This window comes from Legionella steelei (assembly GCF_001468005.1).
GTDB classification, from domain to species: domain Bacteria; phylum Pseudomonadota; class Gammaproteobacteria; order Legionellales; family Legionellaceae; genus Legionella; species Legionella steelei.
Map to the genome: position 1 here is coordinate 1,547,070 of NZ_LNYY01000019.1, position 16,925 is coordinate 1,563,994.

The window sequence follows — 16,925 nt, forward strand, 5'->3', positions numbered from 1 at the left end:
CATTTTGGCTGCGTCAAATCATTAATTTTTTAGTAGGTTCACATGAAAGACAAACACGATCTAAATCAACAAGAGCAAATGGCTTTGATAAGAGAAGAACAAGCCAGAAAATTTAATGAACAAAAAGCAAAAGAAGAGGCAAAAGAACTCTTAACTCATTTAAATTCACTCAATGACTTTTTCCATAGCTCTAAATTTCCTAAAGACAAAAGCGAGGATATTTATGCCTCAATGGAAAGCACAAATCAATATGTAACCTCTGTGATCGAGTTGCAACATAAAGTCGATGAGTTAATCAAAAAATGGAATAGTATTGAATCAGATCTAAAACTACTCAGTCGTGCAATGAAAGAGTTATCGCTTGCAACTGGAAAATCCAGCGGTTTGGAGAATTCATTCGAACATGACTTAACACAATTTTTTAAATATCTTTCTGTACTGCAGGAACATTTAAATGAAGTGATGTCGCATCTTAATGATCGAGATGAAGAGCGACGTTACTATGATAAAAGTATCATCGGTGAAGTAAACGTGCTTCAGGAAGGATTGCAATACATTATAACCCAGTTATCTGAAGAGCAATTGAATGATGTTGATGAAATGACTGCTTCCTCGGTTACTACTGCAGCAATTAACACAATTGACACAGCTGAAGGCGACGAAGATATAAATCAATTTAATCCTTTTTTCGAACTTCCTAATGAAATAATGATGCATATTCTGAGTCACGTCCCCCCCAAGGATTTGCTAAATGCCCGGGGGATGGCGAAATCGAAAACTGCAGTAGTTGATGCAACACTTGAAATCTTAACCCGCCCTCATTTTATCATCGATTACTTAAGTCATGCGGATAGAATTACAGGCAATCAATTTACCGCGTTCTACCAAAGAACACAGCGTTATCAAGAACTAAAGCGCAAAGTTCTTGCAAATGAGTCACTCACTCCCGAAGAAGCCATTTGTTATACGCTTTCCCGTGATTGCAATGTGTTACCTGCTAACTTAAAACAAGCGATGGACAAGGTAACATTAAGAAAAACTTCCAGAAAACATTTAGAGTCGATTATTGAGATGTCCGATAGGATTAGCGATAGATCTGGTGATGTACATTGGCATAGAATAGATTTAAGTGTTCATGTAAGTAATGATCATCATCCTCGAAACAAGCAACGTAGTCATTCTAAATTCTTTAATAAATTTGCTGGAGGAGATTTATGTGAATTGACGCTTAATAAAAATTTGGATTTTTCTCATCTTAATCTTAGAGGGATAAAATTTTATGACTCTGATCTAAGTGGTGCAAACTTTCGAGGTGCGTATCTAGAAGGAGCTGACTTTAATGGCGCAATTTTAGACGAAGCAGACTTTACTGATGCTGAATTTAGAGGCATACAATTAAATGGAACAAGCCTCGATAAGTTTGATTTATCGACAATTAATTTAGAAGAAATTGATTTTGAATGGGCATTGATTGGTCACAGCAGGTTATTACCTTCAGGGACACTGAATAGTCCAGAAGAATTACATACTTTTTTAAATCGATTTGAAAAAAGTATTGCAAAACACTCACTTAGAAGCAAACGCAACTTAGAGGAGCAAATACTCAAGGAAATTGCTAACGCAATTGAAGCAGACACGAGACTTAGCCTAAAGGAAAAAATAGCCTTGTTGGATATTGCATTGGCTGAAATAAAGCAAAAAGATACAATCGTGGGAATATTCCCATTTCAAAATGCCTGTCAGGAGTTAAAAGAAAAATATATTTCGCCACCCAAGCAGGATACCCCAGCACATCCACTGAAAAAAAAGACTCAGAAAATTGTTGAACGGATTTTGAGTGCTATTCATGGATTTGATATGGATACTGGGGAAAAAATATCGGATAAATCAGTCAATCAAAGTCGAAATCAGGCCTATGAAAGGGAATACAAGCAGTTGATTCAATGGATTGCAAAATATCCCGAATTAAATGATGGAATTAAAGTGGCCAAAGCTTTAGGTATTAGTCTTGAAATGTGGCATATGCTCTATTTTATGAGTCCTAACTCACGAAATACACCTAAGCAATTTCCAATCTTAATGGATTGTACGTTTCCTTCCCAGGAAACGAATGAAAATAAAGAAAAACATTACGCAAGCGAGGTGTTTAATGGCCATATATTTGATATCCAGCAACTTCAAGAAATAAAGTTAGACGAATTGGAACACTATTTATATGAAAAAGAAGATTTTGTTATCTTAAATGATAATCCATACACTAAATTACGCGTAAAGCTTGGTGATCTGTTTATAACTATTGACCTATTTAGGAGAGAATATTTTGCAACGATTGAGGTCATCGATTTTGAAAAGTGTAAGCGAAAACCTGCTTTTTCTGTTAGTTTGCTCCATAATGGAAGTATACCCCTTGAAGCATTTGTTCCCTTAGATCTCAGAAGTTTTTATGGAGATGATATTATTCCTTACCGGTCTCCTAACTCCAATCACGCTCGAAGTATTCAAGAAGCATATGCATTAAAGAAACATATAATAGAAAGAGTTTTTACTTCAGAAAAAATCTATCGTAATCATAAGAAAAATGTATTTTTTCCAATTTTTGAGCAACATGAAGAGCAAGAAACGAGCCAACTGGGTGCGTTGCCAGAGCAACTACTCGATAGAGTTTGTGCTTATGTCTATGCCAACAGTTTCAAAGAGCGAAAAAACACTGCTTCTCCTCTTGCCGAAATAAGTGAGTTACATGGATTATTTTTTGCTGAAAAAAACAATCAAGGCCAGACAAAGAGTCACAAAGCAGCACCAAACCCTTCTGAAAAAGGAAAAGAGAAAGAGGCTTCAAATAAGGAAAATCGACAGCCAACCCCCTCAAAACTTGCAGCACCCAAAGAACAAGGATTATTTTCAAGAACTCAAAAGGAAGTGGCTCAGAAAAGCGCTGAACTTGTTCAAAGCACGCAGAATTGTTTGATTTCATAAATAGAAATGGACTGAAGCCGATCGTATGAGCAAACTTATGTTTGCATAATATGATTGGCTAATATCTGTCAACAGAAAAAATTAGCGCCTTGTAAATTGAAATATTGAAAAATCTGCGGTTTTTTCGGGTTTGGAATTAAGAAAAAAATCCTTATTTCCTAATAATGAATAGCACACATTAAATTTAATTTTAATTCAATGAGTTAATTTGGATCTTCCCCAAATCCGGGGGCATTAATCAAGATCACAAAACCTTAACCCTTAATCTGTAATTTTCAAAATTTCTAAACCCATAAACACGTCGCTTAATTTTTAATTTGTCCGAATTTATCGCATTCTTGTTCTATAATTATGATTATCACTTACTCATCAAATATATAGCAAATGCATGAATCTTTGTCACAGTGCTTGCTAATTTTCATGAACAACATAGGAAGTTTTAAATATGGAAAATTATGAATCTGCCTCACAAAAACCTATTCTAACAAAATCAGTACCCTATGAAGGTATTCCTACTTTCTTTAGATCAGAGTATTCACGAACTTTAAAAGGTGTTGATCTTGCTGTTTATGGTGTTCCATTTGATTTAAGTACATTTAATCGTTCAGGCGCTCGCTTTGGACCTAGAAGCATTCGTGATCAATCATGTTACCTAAGTATACTTGGCACTTGTTGGCCCCATACATATAAAATAAATGACAAATTTAAAATTATTGATTATGGAGATATTGGTTTTCCTCCTGGCCAAACTAAAGCCATGTTGGAAAATGTTGAAGCAACCATAAGTGAATTGTGCTCACATAATATTTTTACCCTAGGCCTCGGTGGTGATCACTTAGTTGCTTATCCCGCTATAAAAGCGCTGGCTAAAAAACATGGCAAACTTGCCTTAATCCACTTTGATGCACACACAGATACAGTGCAAATGCCCTACTTGACACATGGAAGTATGTTTTATTATGCAGTTGAAGAAGGATTAATAGATGCTGAAGCTTCAATCCAAGTTGGCATCCGTACAAGCGTTCCAGAAACACCTAAATTAGATGTTATAACAGCGAATCATTGCTTAGAAAAAGGAACACAATTCGTAGTAGACAAAATAAGAAAAATAGTTGGCGATCGAAAATGCTATATAAGTCTTGATGTAGATTGCATGGATCCAGCCTTTACACCAGGAACAGGCACTCCCATGCCCGGTGGACTGACATCTGCTATGCAGCGTGAAATTTTGTGGGGGTTGCTCGGACTGAACATGGTTGGAGGTGATATTGTTGAGGTTTCTCCTCCATATGATATAGCCCAAACAACAGCATTAGTAGCAGCAACCGTTGCATTGGATATGCTACATATACTAGGCGATGCAAAACTACGTTTAGGTTGAGAACCGTAGACAAAAGATATTGACTGCCCCCGCATTAAGATTGCTTTATGGCTACAAGATCATCTTTCAACAAGCAAAAGCTATCATGTATACGATTATTGCAACAATTGGCTGGAGTAATTCAAACACTGGTGATTTCCCTTCTATTTTATATGGTAAGACTTTACAAGAATTTAATACTCCTGCTGTTCAATCTGGAGTCGATTCTTCTGAATCACTGCACGTAATGAGACATATAAAATTATATAATTTAAGTTAAGAAGTTATAATGTTTGATATAGAGCACTTGGTTATATACCAAGCGAGGTAAGTTGGGTTAGGCGTTAGCCGTAACCCAACATGCGATGTGCGTCAAACACCAAATTTCCTAATATAAATTCCTGATCCCCAAGCCCCTATATTCATTACCGCAACCTCCTCTGCCTTTAAAATAATTTATGAGTGTACGCATGTTCCCTTGTTGTGGGGCGACCTTATCTTTCCTAGCACGAAGACGTTCATTTTGTTCAGAAGCATTACTCTAAATAGATATATGAGGTATAATGAACCATCAAAAATAGATTTTTTAATGCAAGGAATAGCAATGAATAATTCATATGGTTTTGGCAAAAAAGTATCTTACTCTTTTGAGAAAGCAATAGAACAAGTTACTAAAGAGCTGAAAAAAGAGGGTTTTGGAATTCTTACAGAAATTGATGTTTCTGCAACACTGAAGTCAAAATTGAATCAAGAAATCCCTCCTTACCGGATACTTGGGGCATGTAATCCTCAATTAGCTCATCGTGCGCTTCAAGCAGATCCATCCATTGGTTTATTACTTCCTTGTAATGTGGTCGTTCGACAAGATGATACAGGCAAAGTATCTATTGAATTTATGGATCCAGAGGCAGTACTCGAATTAGTGAATAAGCCTGAAATTAAACCGATTGCAAAAGAAGTAAAAACTCGCTTGCAACGCGTTTTGCAAGAGTTATAAGCAATAATTCAGTTGATAAAGAACAATTAGGTATGTTGGTTGCGATGTTTTGGAAAAATACTCAAATAAAATGGCTTATTTTTATTGGAATGAGTCAATGTTTCGCTTCTGCAATAACAAGGGCTGAGGTATCTCAACCAATTAGTTATTTTGATGCAGTCAGGCTTTCACTTAGCAGTAATCCACGCATAGGTGCAAGCCAAGCTCATATTGAATCTGCTCAAGCTGCAATTATTGAAACACGCGGCTCAGGATTACCCAAGCTGGGTCTCGAAATGAATGCCGGACGCAGTGATAATCCTTTGACTGTGTTTGGTTATAAATTAAGTCAAGGTAATGCAACCTTTGCAGATTTTGGTTTCGCTCAATTTACAGGACCGGGTTCTCTATTCACTAAACCACAAGCACTTGATTCACCGGGTTATTACAACAACTACAATACTGCATTTAAATTAGTTGTGCCGATTTATTCAGGTGGTGAAACCATTGCTCGGCTTAAAAATACTAATGCATTACTTCGTGCAGCACAGCATGGAGATGAAGCGGCACGCATGCAATTAGCTTATGATATTCTGCAAGCATATGAAGGGGTACTTGCAGCAAAGAAATTGGTGCTTGTTGCTAAAGAAAATGTGGATGCTGCAACCTCATATCTCAAAACAACCAAGGCTCTTTTTAACCAATCGTTAGTCATTGAAAGTGACTTGTTGTTTGCGGATACTTATCTTCGAACCGCAAAAACATTTTTAGTGGCAGCGCAAGCCCAATCTCAAGATCAACTTGATGCGTTTCGCAGTCTTATTGGGCATCAGGAGCGTTCGTATACTCCTAAAGGCTCAGTCAATTTTCCTGCCACAAAAAAATCAATTGCTGATCTCACGCATGATGCTCTGCTTCATAATGCCCAGTTAAGTGCAATTAAATCAACAATTGACGCAGGTCGGGCAAACGTTGATGCAGTAAACTCAGCTAATAAACCCCAAGTTAACTTACAATTACGTCAAGATTGGAATGGAAATACCATTGGTGCAGGTCTTCCTTCAAATCTCATTGCACTGGGCGTAAATTGGGAATTGTTCAGTTCTGGTGAGCGCTCTGGGGCAACTAAAAAAGCAATTGCAGAGGTAAAACAGGCTACTTTTCAATTAGAAGATGCAGCCAATAGTTTGCGTCTTTCATTGATGCAAGCCAAACGTGCGGAACAACTTGCAGCAGTTCAATATCAAGCCAATCGTGCCAATGCGACACAAGCAAAAGAAGTTGTAAAGCATCTTGCCAAACGACATGGACGAGGGCTTGTACCTCTTGGACAATTATTGGAAAGCCAAATGAAGCTGACCGAGGCCAAGAATCAGTGCATCCAATCACAATACAATGAAGTCCTGGCCCGTGGCCGATTGTTAATGCTGACGAATAAACTTATTCCTTCTTTTGAGAAGTAAAAAAATAAAAGGATATTAATGATGCATGGAGCAAAAAAATTTGAATAAAAATATCCCTAAAAGACCTTTATTAAATAGTGCGGGTAAATTAGCACGAGCATTTATTCACTCAAAACTTACCTTACTGATTATTATTGGTTCCTTACTATTTGGTATATTGGCATTAGAATTGACGCCAAGAACCTATAACCCTGAAATTGTAGTCCCTGTTGTTGCTATTTCAGTAAGTCGTCCAGGAAGTGATGCCCATGAAATGTTGCATCAAATTATTAGACCATTAGAAGGCCTTATGGCCTCCATACCCGGAGTGGATCATACCTATGGTATGGCAGTGGATGATAATGCAATAGTTACTGTGCGTTTTAAAGTTAATGAAAATGAAGAAAACAGTCTGGTTAAAGTATACAACCAAATCAACAGTAATATGGATAAGATGCCCGCAGGCACTTTGATTCCCCTGGTGCAATCGATTAGTTTGTATGATGTTCCACTGCTGACAATTACACTGAGTTCCTCTCTATACAGTGGAACGATGCTGCAAAATCTTGCCACTCGGGTATTGGAAGAGTTACGCGGAGTACCTCAGGTAGGCAAAAGCTGGGTTATGGGTGCATCTCCATCTGCCCTACGTGTGTGGTTAGATCCTGATAAAATGGCGTCGCATTTCATTCCTTTGCAAAAAATAAAACAGGCTTTGGAGGTGAATAACGTCAGTTTTAATGCTGGCAAACTAGAACCGGATTTACATCAAACGCCATTGCGTGTCGAAGGAAATCTGATATCTCCTGAGGATCTGGGGAAGGTTATTATTGGGGTTGATAATGGTAAACCGGTTTTATTAAAAGATATTGCTCAAATTGAATTAGCACCAGCAGATGATACCATTCAATCCTATTTTGCTTTTGGTCCCGCCACATTACATCAGAATTCTGGCCAGCTTAAACCCGCAGTAACCATCGCACTTGCACGTCAAAAAGGAAGTAATGGCGTTGAGGTGGCAAATGCAGTTCTTGAGCGTCTGAAGTTAGTTCAACAAAATAATATTATCCCTAAAGAAATTACGACCACGATAACGCGCAATTATGGTGATGATGCGAATGATGCCGTGAATACTTTAGTGGAGCACTTAGGCATTGCTATAGCCTCTGTAGTGATTCTCTTAATGTTGTTTTTAGGCTGGAGGGAAGCTTCTATTGTAATTTTTTCCATTCCACTTATTCTATGCATCGTGCTGGGTATCGGTTGGATAGCTGGCCAAACGATTAACCGAATTACCTTGTTCGCTTTGATTTTATCCTTAGGTCTATTAGTCGATGACAGCATTGTTGTGATTGAAAATATCCATAGGCATATGCAGGAGCGAATTCAGCATAATTTTAGTCGATTGGTTGTTTTTGCTGCAAATGAAATTGGAAAGCCAACGATTATTGCCACGTTTACAGTAATTCTTGCCTTGATTCCCATGGCGTTTGTGTCGGGAATGATGGGCCCCTTTATGGGGCCTATTCCATTTAATGCGCCATTAGCTATGCTGGTCTCATTAATTATTGCTTATACAGTAGTTCCTTATTTAGCTTATCGTTGGCTTAAATCCAAGGCACGACGATTAAAGGCAATTGAAATCATTTCTCAAGAGAAACATCATTTAGGTTTTATTCATAAAATGTATCTTTATCTTTTTACTTCTTTATCACAATCAAGGTGGAAGCGTTATTTATTCTACGGTTTTGTGTTTGCGCTATTAATTTTGGTGATGATTCAACCTCTTTGGCAATTCATCAGACCATCAGGTACTAATGGTCCTTTAAGCACCATGGGTGTGGAACTTAAAATGTTGCCGGATGATAACGTCAATACCTTTCTTATTGAAGTCAATGCTGGGGCAGGAGCATCATTAGAACAAACACGAAACATAACAAAAGACATTTCTCATGTACTGGCTCAAAATCATTTTGTCACAAATTATCAACTGTTCTTAGGTCAAGCAGCACCTGAAGATTTTGCAGCGATGGTTCGTGGGGATGCAATGCAAAGAGGGACGAATTATGCGCAAATCCGGGTTAATTTAATCAATAAACACCAGCGAAGCATTGGGTCTCATGAAATAGCACAACAGTTTTATGATTCTTTATCTGATGTACGTCATTCTTATCCTCTGGCACATATTAAGCTATTCGAAAGCCCCCCTGGACCTCCTGTTCGTTCACAAATGGAAGCGGGGTTGTATGGGCCTGATTATGAACAACTGAGGACTTTAGGGCAATATATAAGTAATACGGTATACCCTAAAATTTATGGCATGATCAATATTGATAATTCAGTCACTGAAAATTTAAGCCAATACACCATACTCATTAACCGTAATGCGACTGTTTTAGCAGGTTTACTTCCAAGTATGCTGGCAAACGATATACTCGGTTATTTCAAAGGAGTACAAGTCGGTAATGGTCATCGGCCAGGTCTTCTTGAACCGGAAAATATAATACTTCGCTTACCTAAACTCTCGAGAGAAAACAGTACGGCATTAAAAAAATTATATTTACTCAATCAACAAAGCCAGCTTGTTCCACTTGCAAAAGTAGTTGATTTTAAGAGTGTGACCCAAGAAAAGCCTATATTTACTCGGGATCAACATCAAGTTGTTTACGTCACTGGTGAAATGTTGCATTCAAGCCCAGCTTATGCAGTTGCAACAACAACCCATATGTTGAAGCACTTAGAATTACCTAATGAGAGTCAACTGACCGTTGGAAATTTAGGATTTAAGGAGGAGCAGCCTCAAGACATTGCCAGGAATCAACTGTTTTGGTTAGGAGAAATGCGTTTAACCTTAGATGTATTTCGCGATTTGGGCTCTGCATTTATTGTCGCAATTGTATTGATTTATATATTGCTCACAGGTTTTTATCGATCGTTTTTCATTCCCTTAATTATTATGGGCGCTATTCCACTCACAATTATTGGGGTTTTTCCAGGTCATTGGATAATGCATCAACCTTTTACGGCGACCTCCATGATTGGCGTTATTGCCCTTGCGGGAATTGTGGTACGTAACTCGTTATTGCTTATTGATTTTATTTTGGAGAATCAGCGCAGTGCCTCTTCTATTGAAATCGCAGTAACCCAATCAGGCGTGGTTCGGCTTACCCCTATTTTGTTAACTGCTTTAGCGATTATTTTAGGTTCTTCTGTCATGTTATCTGATCCAGTGTTTGGCGGCCTTGCCATATCCCTGATTTTTGGGGCTTTTGCTTCAACAATACTTACATTATTTCTCATTCCTTTATTATACTTAAGTTGGTGGAAGTGGCGTCATTCTTAGATCATTGCTCAGGAGTTTAACATGAATACAGAGCGAATTGTTCGTATAGTTGCTGGGTCATTTATCTTGCTTTCTTTGGCATTTGGTGTACCTGAAAGTCCTCTATATTTGAGTAAGTACTTTCTTTGGGTTACTGTTTTTGTGGGAGCTAATTTATTCCAAAGTGGATTTACCCAATTTTGTCCTTTAGAGATGATTCTCAAAAAACTGGGCGTCGGTACGAAATAAAAGATTTATTTAGTTTAGTGAGTTGTTCCGTATTTTTTCTATACGTGTATTGACTAGAGGAATAAAAAGACGATATAGGAATTGTTTGACAATACTGGGGCGATTTCGATAAAGAGTAGATTGATAATATTCTGAAGGCTCATCCCATACTCCATGATCCTCAGTTACCGCGCACATTTGTTGGAAATTTTTTTGTTCAAAATTGGGTTTAGAAGTGTGTTCTTGAGGGGGACATGCTACTGCAAAACCAATATCCCAGCCTCGTTGTGCCAATTTATCCACTGCTCCACGAAAATAAATTAGATCATCAATATAACCATCAATACGTAGCCATGTGTTATCGATTTGAACTTCTATCCAGGAATGAGATATCTCTTTCGGTAAAAAGATATATAGAAATTCAGGAAAAACACCATGCTGAATTTCTCGTTTAATTAGCGAATAGTGAATTCGTGCTGGAATATTGCTTGCTTTACATAAAGCCAAGAAAAGAGTGCTTTTGGTATTACATTGTCCTAATTTTAATTTTAGTGTTTCTGAGGCAGAAACCCAATCGCCCTCTTTGGGGAAGCCAAATTTAATTTCATCACGTACAAAATTAAAAATACTCTGAATCTGCTCGCGAATATCCAGTTTGTTTTGAGTTAAATCATGCGCTTTCTTTTGTATTTCTGGATGAGTATAATCCGCCAAGATTTGAAAATTTTTTGTCATTTATAATCTCAGTTTTTTAATGGTTATTATTCGATCATCTACTCTATTTCCTAATAGTACGTATGTTGCCATAAGAAAATCGATTATGATAAGTTACAATACAATTCAATAGTTAATTCTATGAGAGCTTAACTCATGAATACAAGTTTGCATGTTGTTTGTCCTCATTGTAATACAATTAACCGAGTACCTTCTTCGCGCTTCAGCGAACATCCAAATTGTGGAAAGTGCTAACTGGCACTTTTTAATGGTAAGCCGATAAAGCTGGAAAATGATCAATTTGTTCGCCATATCGAACGAAATGATATTCCGGAGCTCATTGATTTTTGGGCTCAAAGGTGTAGCCCATGCAAAATGATGGCACCACAATTCGAGTCTGCAGCACATTTTATTGAACCCAATTGCCTAAGTTGATACTGAAGCGCAACCTTCTTTAGCCTCTCGCTATGCAATTCAGAGTATCCCAATGCTAATTCTTTTCCATCATGGCAAAGAAGTTGTGAGAAGCGCCGGCATCATGAGTTCACAAGATTTAGTAAAATGGGTAAATGAACATCTTGGTTGAATTGGTGTGCAAAGCTAGAAGCAAAAAGGTTACATTGGATGGTTCTATTTACAGGATGTCGCCCTTGGATCTGTTTCTTTAAATACAGATATTATAGATCGACTATATATTAACTCAGTAAAAGCACCTGTTGTTCCAGACAGTAATTGCTAAATTTGTTACATCGCAATATACTGATTTTATTATGATTTATTCTTAATCAACTTGGCTTTGAACCAAGGTGTCTGGGATTCTAGCCCTCCGATCGCGCCATTTTTTTCTTTTAAAATCAATTAGTTAACCTAATCGGTGTAGAGTACTTGGTTTTAAATTCAAATGTAGCAAAAAAACACTCATTCATGATCAAAAAAAACATCAACCCTTTATAAAAAGCAATATCTAGGGTCCCTTGAAGATAGGCTCATGAACGTTTACGAAAAAGCCATGCTGATGTTGTCAATGAAAAAAGTGATATGAGTGCAAGTGGCCAATATTGAGACCACAAGTGAATAATATGATTGCCTTCTAGGAATACACCACGCACTATAATAAGAAAATACCGCAAGGGATTGAGATAGGTCAGGTTTTGAATTAAAGGAGGCATATTGGCTATAGGTGTTGCAAAACCTGACAATATGATGGAAGGAACCATAAACATAAAAACACCAAGTAATCCTTGTTGTTGTGTCACAGCAAGAGAGGAAATCATAAGCCCTATTCCGATTACAGCGAGTAAAAACAAAAACATGCCTAGACCAAGGGCTAATAAACTGCCCATAAAGGGTACTTGAAACCATAATACAGCAATAATAGCGATCGCTGATCCTTCTACACCACCAATAATAAGTCCTGGTAATGCCTTACCAATCAATATTTCAGAAAGACTCATTGGAGTTACTAAGAGCTGGTCAAATGTTCCCTGTTCACGTTCTCGTGCTACTGAAAGTCCTGTCACGAGTAGTGTTACAACTTGCATTAGAAGAGCGATAATACCAGGGATAATGAACCAACGAGACAAAAGGTTGGGATTAAACCAAGCACGAATTTCCAATTCTGCAGGTGGTTTTGACCAGCCGTGGGCTTTAGCCCAAAGCTCATTAAATGAGAATAAGATACTGTTGGCATAATTTAGCGCAATCGTTGCAGTATTGGAATTACGTCCATCAATGATTACTTGTGTTTTTGCAGAATGATGGCGGAGTAAATCGCGCGTAAAATTCCGGTCTATATGCAAAACCAATAAAACGATTTTGTTATTAATAAGTGGAGCGATTTGTTTATCATCGTGAATCGACGCTACGTGCTGAAAAATAGGTGAACCTTGAAAATGTCCCAAGAGTTCACGAGCAGCAAAGCCTGGATCTTCATTATAAATAGCATAGGGAATATGATTTAGATCAAAAGTGGATGCATAGCCAAAGATTAATAATTGAACTAAAGGTGGTGCGATAACAACAAATCGACCTTTTTTGTCCCTAAACAGTGATAATAATTCTTTAATCGTTAAAGCCCATATTCGTATCCACATTTAATCGAGTCGCTTATTCGAACGTAAAACAGTTAATCCCAAAAAAAAGAAAGTCATGAGTAAAAGAGCAAGGCCATTCCAGAGCAAAATAGACCAAATGTTCCCTGCCAGAAAAAGAGTTTGCAATATATTAACAAAATAACGTGCAGGAATGATGTGCGTAATCATTTGGATGATAAAGGGCATGGAGCGAATATCAAAGATAAATCCTGAAAGAATAAATGCAGGCAAAAAAGTAACGATGACGGCAATTTGGCTCGCAACAAACTGATCACGTGTCACATTAGAAATCAATAATCCCATTCCTAAAGCAGCCAACAAAAATAAAGCCGAGAAACAAAACAGCACCCAAAAATCGCCTACCAAGGGTACAGAAAAAAGCGTAATGGCCAGCAAAACAGAAATCATCATACCACCCATACCTAAAAGAAAATAAGGAATGAGTTTTCCGAGCAAAATTTCACCTATGGTGACAGGAGTTGCCATAAGCGCTTCCATAGTGCCACGTTCCCATTCCCTTGCAACAACCAATGAGGTAAGCAATGCCCCAATGAGTGTCATGATTATGGCAATAAGACCAGGAACCAGATAGTCGCGACTACGTAGTGCTGGATTAAACCACACTCGACTTTGATTCTCGATTGGGATAACTAGAGTTAAACCCATGTTTTGGGCATATTGTTGCAGCCATATTTGCCAGACACCTTGCAAATATCCTTCAAGAATATTTGCTTCATTGGCATTAACCCCATTGACGAAAATTCCAATTGGAGCTGTATTGTCCTGTAAGAGTTGACGAGTAAAATTATTCCGTAACCACAGGATTCCTTTAACCTGACGATTCGTGATCGCTAGTTGCGCCGCGTTAATATCGGGAAATTGTTTCGGCGCAAAAAAAGGTGATTGCTGTAATCCCCCAATAAATGAACTTGTTGAGGATGTTGGATTATCTACGACTACTGCAATAGGCACATGATAAGAATCCAAAGATACCCCATAGCCAAATAAAAAAAGTAATACAACAGGCATAATAAATGCGATCCCAATTGCTGAAGGATCGCGAACGATTTGAATGAATTCCTTACGGATCAAACTAAGTAGACGTTGGACATTCATGACTCTCTCCTAGTTTGCATCTCATGGTGCTCGATCAGACGAATGAATGCATCGTTGAGGCTTGGTTTCGGATTTTGTGCATCTTGAGCTTGTGCACAAATTTGCTGTGGCGTTCCCTGAGCAAGAATTTCCCCTAAGGACATAAGAACTAAGTGATCACAATATTCTGCTTCATCCATGAAATGGGTCGTTATAAGTACAGTGACTCCTTGCTCTGCTAGTTTATTCACTCGCCACCAGAACTCGCGTCGAGTCAGAGGATCAACACCCGATGTAGGTTCGTCTAAGAAAAGAATGGGTGGTTCATGCAAAAGGGCGCCAGCTAAAGCTAAACGTTGTTTAATCCCCAGAGGTAATTGAGCTGCATTAATACTGCGGTATTCCTCCAATTCAAAACTATTCAAGGCCCAATCTACCCGTTCTTTTTGTTTTTTACCACGTAATCCATAGGCAGAAGAAAAAAAATGTAAATTTTGAACAATGCTCAAATTGCCATAGAGTGAAAATCTTTGTGATACATAGCCAATGCGGGCTCGTGCAGCAGTGGCGTAGCGCATGTCAACTCCTGCGACGTGTAACTTTCCAGATGAAGGAAGTAATAGACCACAAAGCATGCGAAATGTTGTGGTTTTCCCCGCTCCATTAGCTCCAAGAAGGCCAAATATCTCTCCTTTTTTGACATTAAAACTGAGGTTATTTACTGCAAGAAAACTGCCAAAATGGCGACTTAAGTTCTTAACCTCAATGATTGTTTCAGCGGATGAAATGTCTTTTGTTGGGGTGTAAGAATGGATTTTCAGTTCATTCGTTTCAGTCCCATTGATTCCTCCTAGTAGCGCCATAAACGCATCTTCAAATGTAGGCTTTATGTTTTCCCATTGTTCTCCCTGTTTAGGATGAGGTTGGCTATCAGAGCACAACACGCGATTTCCTTCTTTTACAATACGTGCATCAATCACTTGAGGACGTTTTCGTAACTGTTCTTGGAGGAGACGTCGAGAAATTTGAGGATTGGTTACAAAATAAGTTCGATTGATTAAAGAAGAATGAAATTCTTCTGGCGATTGTTGTCGCAACATTTCACCTTCATGCAGTAAAATGATTTCATCACATCGCTCTGCTTCATCGAAATAGGCAGTACTGATGAGTACCGTACCTCCTTCTTTTTTAATATCGTGCACGATATTCCAAAGTTCACGACGAGAGATAGGATCGACCCCTACTGTTGGTTCATCTAAAATTAGCAGACGAGGTGAGCGTAATAGAGCGCATGCTAAACCAAGCTTTTGTTTCATTCCTCCTGATAAGGCCTTAGCGGGTCGAGTAGCAAAAGGTCCAAGGCCAGTTAATTGAAGTAGTTGATGTTGCCGGGCCGTATTTTCCTGGAAGCTCAAGCCTTGCAGATCAGCATAAAGATCAAAATTTTCTCGTACCGTTAAATCTTCATAGAGTCCAAAATGCTGTGGCATATAACCTATTTGGCTTTGAATTTGCGATGCATTTTCTAGGCTGTCCATACCCAAAACGGATACTTTTCCTGTATTAGGGAGAAGTAATCCTGTCGCAAGACGAATTAAGGTTGTTTTACCTGCACCATCAGGGCCCAAAAGACCCGTGATACTCCCAGGACGCAAAGAAAAACTGAGCTCCTTCAGCACTTTTTTTTGCGTCGGACCAAAAGGAAAAAATTTAGTCACCTCGATAAACTGCAAAGGAGAAATGGTCATGTCCTCATGTCCTACAAGGATTCTTGCCTAATGGTTGTGGCAAATTATTTTTGAAGGCAATTTCTACAGTAACAGGCATTCCCAGACGTAAACGATAATCTGGGTTACACGCATAGACCCGCACTTGATAAACTAACTGTGTACGTAATTCAGTAGTTTGTACTGTCTTAGGAGTAAATTCAGCAACAGGGGAAATAAATCCTACCCATCCTGGAAAACGTTGTTCAGGGAACGAATCGCTTTGTATCCATGCCTTCATACCTAATTGTATTTTACCTAGCTCCTTTTCTGGAAGATAAGCACGTACCCAGACAGGATTATCCAATGCAAGAGTATATACAGGAGTTTGCGGTGTCACCATGTCTCCTGGTTCAAGAATGCGATCCTGAATCACTCCATCTTTAGGAGCATAAAGTTTACTATCGATAAGGTCTTGCTGGGCAAGTGCTAATGCCGCGCGATTTGCCTGTAAGGTATGATGAGCGATTCGATGAGCAGCGTCAGAATCATCTAAGTTTTGTTTTGATACTGCTTGGGACTTAACAAGGGTTTGATTGCGTGCCAAAGTGATTTTAGCATTTTTTAAAGTAGCTTCTTGAGCCGCTACTTGTCCTTTATTTTTGGCTACAGCATCCTGAAAACGTACTGGATCTAATTCTGCAAGAAGTTGCCCCTTATGGATACGATCGCCTTCTTGTACCCATAATCGATGAATACGGCCACTGACATAAAAAGCAGCTTCTACTTGGCGGATATCTATATTGCCATAAATGGTAAGAAGTTCAGAGTTGGTTTGGGGTCGTAAAAACCAATAAATCGCTATCCCACTGCCTAGAATAAGGGCGAGAATGAGTGTGATGAAACTCTTTTTCTTAGAAATGTCCATTTTCTACTTTTAATTTCCTAAGATTAAAATTGATTTTACATGGACGTAGCGACAAAATAAACTTAAATGTAAAAAAGCATTAGCT

15 protein-coding genes are annotated in these 16,925 nt (G+C 38.3%); 9 read left to right on the top strand and 6 right to left on the bottom strand.

All coding sequences use genetic code 11. The annotated features are described in order from the left end of the window. Window positions 1-42: 42 nt before the first annotated feature. Window positions 43-2,976: a pentapeptide repeat-containing protein gene (locus Lste_RS11000; RefSeq protein ID WP_058510976.1), complete on the top strand. Its 2,934-nt coding sequence runs from the start codon at window positions 43-45 to the stop codon at window positions 2,974-2,976. 244 nt (window positions 2,977-3,220) lie between these two features. Here the strand turns inward: Lste_RS11000 and Lste_RS19830 are convergent, their stop codons facing one another. After that, on the bottom strand, window positions 3,221-3,307 hold the full coding sequence (locus tag Lste_RS19830; RefSeq protein WP_272947126.1) for a transposase: 87 nt from the start codon (window positions 3,305-3,307) through the stop codon (window positions 3,221-3,223). A 114-nt stretch (window positions 3,308-3,421) separates the two neighbouring features. On the opposite strand from Lste_RS19830, the gene speB reads away from it, so the two are divergent. The 5 genes from speB (at window position 3,422) to Lste_RS11030 (ending at window position 10,325) form a co-directional block, all read left to right on the top strand. Next, on the top strand, window positions 3,422-4,357 hold the full coding sequence (gene speB, locus Lste_RS11005; RefSeq protein WP_058510977.1) for an agmatinase: 936 nt from the start codon (window positions 3,422-3,424) through the stop codon (window positions 4,355-4,357). Between the two features lie 583 nt (window positions 4,358-4,940). Then, complete coding sequence (locus Lste_RS11015; RefSeq protein ID WP_058510979.1) at window positions 4,941-5,333, top strand: DUF302 domain-containing protein; 393 nt, start codon at window positions 4,941-4,943, stop codon at window positions 5,331-5,333. 32 nt (window positions 5,334-5,365) lie between these two features. Then, window positions 5,366-6,775, top strand: a complete 1,410-nt coding sequence (locus Lste_RS11020; RefSeq protein WP_237760467.1) for a TolC family protein — start codon at window positions 5,366-5,368, stop codon at window positions 6,773-6,775. 25 nt (window positions 6,776-6,800) lie between these two features. Then, window positions 6,801-10,097: an efflux RND transporter permease subunit gene (locus Lste_RS11025; protein ID WP_058510980.1), complete on the top strand. Its 3,297-nt coding sequence runs from the start codon at window positions 6,801-6,803 to the stop codon at window positions 10,095-10,097. Between the two features lie 21 nt (window positions 10,098-10,118). After that, entirely contained in the window at window positions 10,119-10,325 is a 207-nt protein-coding gene (locus Lste_RS11030) for a YgaP family membrane protein (protein ID WP_058510981.1), read from the top strand. A 9-nt stretch (window positions 10,326-10,334) separates the two neighbouring features. Here Lste_RS11030 and Lste_RS11035 read toward each other — a convergent pair whose 3' ends face one another. Further along, window positions 10,335-11,039, bottom strand: coding sequence for a transglutaminase-like domain-containing protein (locus Lste_RS11035; protein WP_058510982.1), 705 nt, complete (start codon window positions 11,037-11,039; stop codon window positions 10,335-10,337). Between the two features lie 135 nt (window positions 11,040-11,174). Here Lste_RS11035 and Lste_RS19885 point away from each other — a divergent pair, with 135 nt between their 5' ends. The 3 genes from Lste_RS19885 to Lste_RS19895 all read left to right on the top strand — a co-directional run bounded on the left by Lste_RS19885 (window position 11,175) and on the right by Lste_RS19895 (window position 11,604). Beyond that, complete coding sequence (locus tag Lste_RS19885) at window positions 11,175-11,273, top strand: hypothetical protein (protein WP_463673242.1); 99 nt, start codon at window positions 11,175-11,177, stop codon at window positions 11,271-11,273. A gap of 84 nt (window positions 11,274-11,357) precedes the next feature. Beyond that, window positions 11,358-11,453 carry a thioredoxin domain-containing protein gene (locus Lste_RS19890; RefSeq protein ID WP_475072244.1) on the top strand — a complete coding sequence of 32 codons (96 nt, stop codon included), beginning with the start codon at window positions 11,358-11,360 and terminating at the stop codon, window positions 11,451-11,453. A 52-nt stretch (window positions 11,454-11,505) separates the two neighbouring features. Continuing rightward, window positions 11,506-11,604, top strand: coding sequence for a hypothetical protein (locus Lste_RS19895; protein WP_475071902.1), 99 nt, complete (start codon window positions 11,506-11,508; stop codon window positions 11,602-11,604). A 400-nt stretch (window positions 11,605-12,004) separates the two neighbouring features. On the opposite strand, the gene Lste_RS11040 is transcribed toward Lste_RS19895, so the two are convergent. Genes Lste_RS11040 through Lste_RS11055 form a run of 4 tightly spaced genes read right to left on the bottom strand, consistent with a single transcriptional unit; the run spans window position 12,005 to window position 16,840 of the window. Beyond that, window positions 12,005-13,111 (bottom strand): ABC transporter permease, encoded by a 1,107-nt coding sequence (locus Lste_RS11040; RefSeq protein ID WP_058510983.1) that lies wholly within the window; start codon window positions 13,109-13,111, stop codon window positions 12,005-12,007. Beyond that, window positions 13,112-14,227 carry an ABC transporter permease gene (locus Lste_RS11045; RefSeq protein WP_058510984.1) on the bottom strand — a complete coding sequence of 372 codons (1,116 nt, stop codon included), beginning with the start codon at window positions 14,225-14,227 and terminating at the stop codon, window positions 13,112-13,114. It abuts the gene before it with no gap. Then, window positions 14,224-15,954: an ATP-binding cassette domain-containing protein gene (locus Lste_RS11050; protein ID WP_058510985.1), complete on the bottom strand. Its 1,731-nt coding sequence runs from the start codon at window positions 15,952-15,954 to the stop codon at window positions 14,224-14,226. The genes Lste_RS11045 and Lste_RS11050 overlap by 4 nt, the downstream gene beginning before the upstream one ends. Window positions 15,955-15,958: 4 nt before the next feature. Beyond that, entirely contained in the window at window positions 15,959-16,840 is an 882-nt protein-coding gene (locus Lste_RS11055) for an efflux RND transporter periplasmic adaptor subunit (protein WP_058510986.1), read from the bottom strand. Window positions 16,841-16,925: the final 85 nt, after the last annotated feature.

Bases quoted from the DNA above. Each gene is read 5' to 3' on its own strand.
- Lste_RS11000 (WP_058510976.1), top strand. From the start codon at position 43: ATGAAAGACAAACACGATCTAAATCAACAAGAGCAAATGGCTTTGATA.
- speB (WP_058510977.1), top strand. From the start codon at position 3,422: ATGGAAAATTATGAATCTGCCTCACAAAAACCTATTCTAACAAAATCA.
- Lste_RS11015 (WP_058510979.1), top strand. From the start codon at position 4,941: ATGAATAATTCATATGGTTTTGGCAAAAAAGTATCTTACTCTTTTGAG.
- Lste_RS11020 (WP_237760467.1), top strand. From the start codon at position 5,366: ATGTTGGTTGCGATGTTTTGGAAAAATACTCAAATAAAATGGCTTATT.
- Lste_RS11025 (WP_058510980.1), top strand. From the start codon at position 6,801: ATGGAGCAAAAAAATTTGAATAAAAATATCCCTAAAAGACCTTTATTA.
- Lste_RS11030 (WP_058510981.1), top strand. From the start codon at position 10,119: ATGAATACAGAGCGAATTGTTCGTATAGTTGCTGGGTCATTTATCTTG.
- Lste_RS11035 (WP_058510982.1), bottom strand. From the start codon at position 11,039: ATGACAAAAAATTTTCAAATCTTGGCGGATTATACTCATCCAGAAATA.
- Lste_RS19885 (WP_463673242.1), top strand. From the start codon at position 11,175: ATGAATACAAGTTTGCATGTTGTTTGTCCTCATTGTAATACAATTAAC.
- Lste_RS19895 (WP_475071902.1), top strand. From the start codon at position 11,506: ATGCTAATTCTTTTCCATCATGGCAAAGAAGTTGTGAGAAGCGCCGGC.
- Lste_RS11040 (WP_058510983.1), bottom strand. From the start codon at position 13,111: ATGTGGATACGAATATGGGCTTTAACGATTAAAGAATTATTATCACTG.
- Lste_RS11045 (WP_058510984.1), bottom strand. From the start codon at position 14,227: ATGAATGTCCAACGTCTACTTAGTTTGATCCGTAAGGAATTCATTCAA.
- Lste_RS11050 (WP_058510985.1), bottom strand. From the start codon at position 15,954: ATGACCATTTCTCCTTTGCAGTTTATCGAGGTGACTAAATTTTTTCCT.
- Lste_RS11055 (WP_058510986.1), bottom strand. From the start codon at position 16,840: ATGGACATTTCTAAGAAAAAGAGTTTCATCACACTCATTCTCGCCCTT.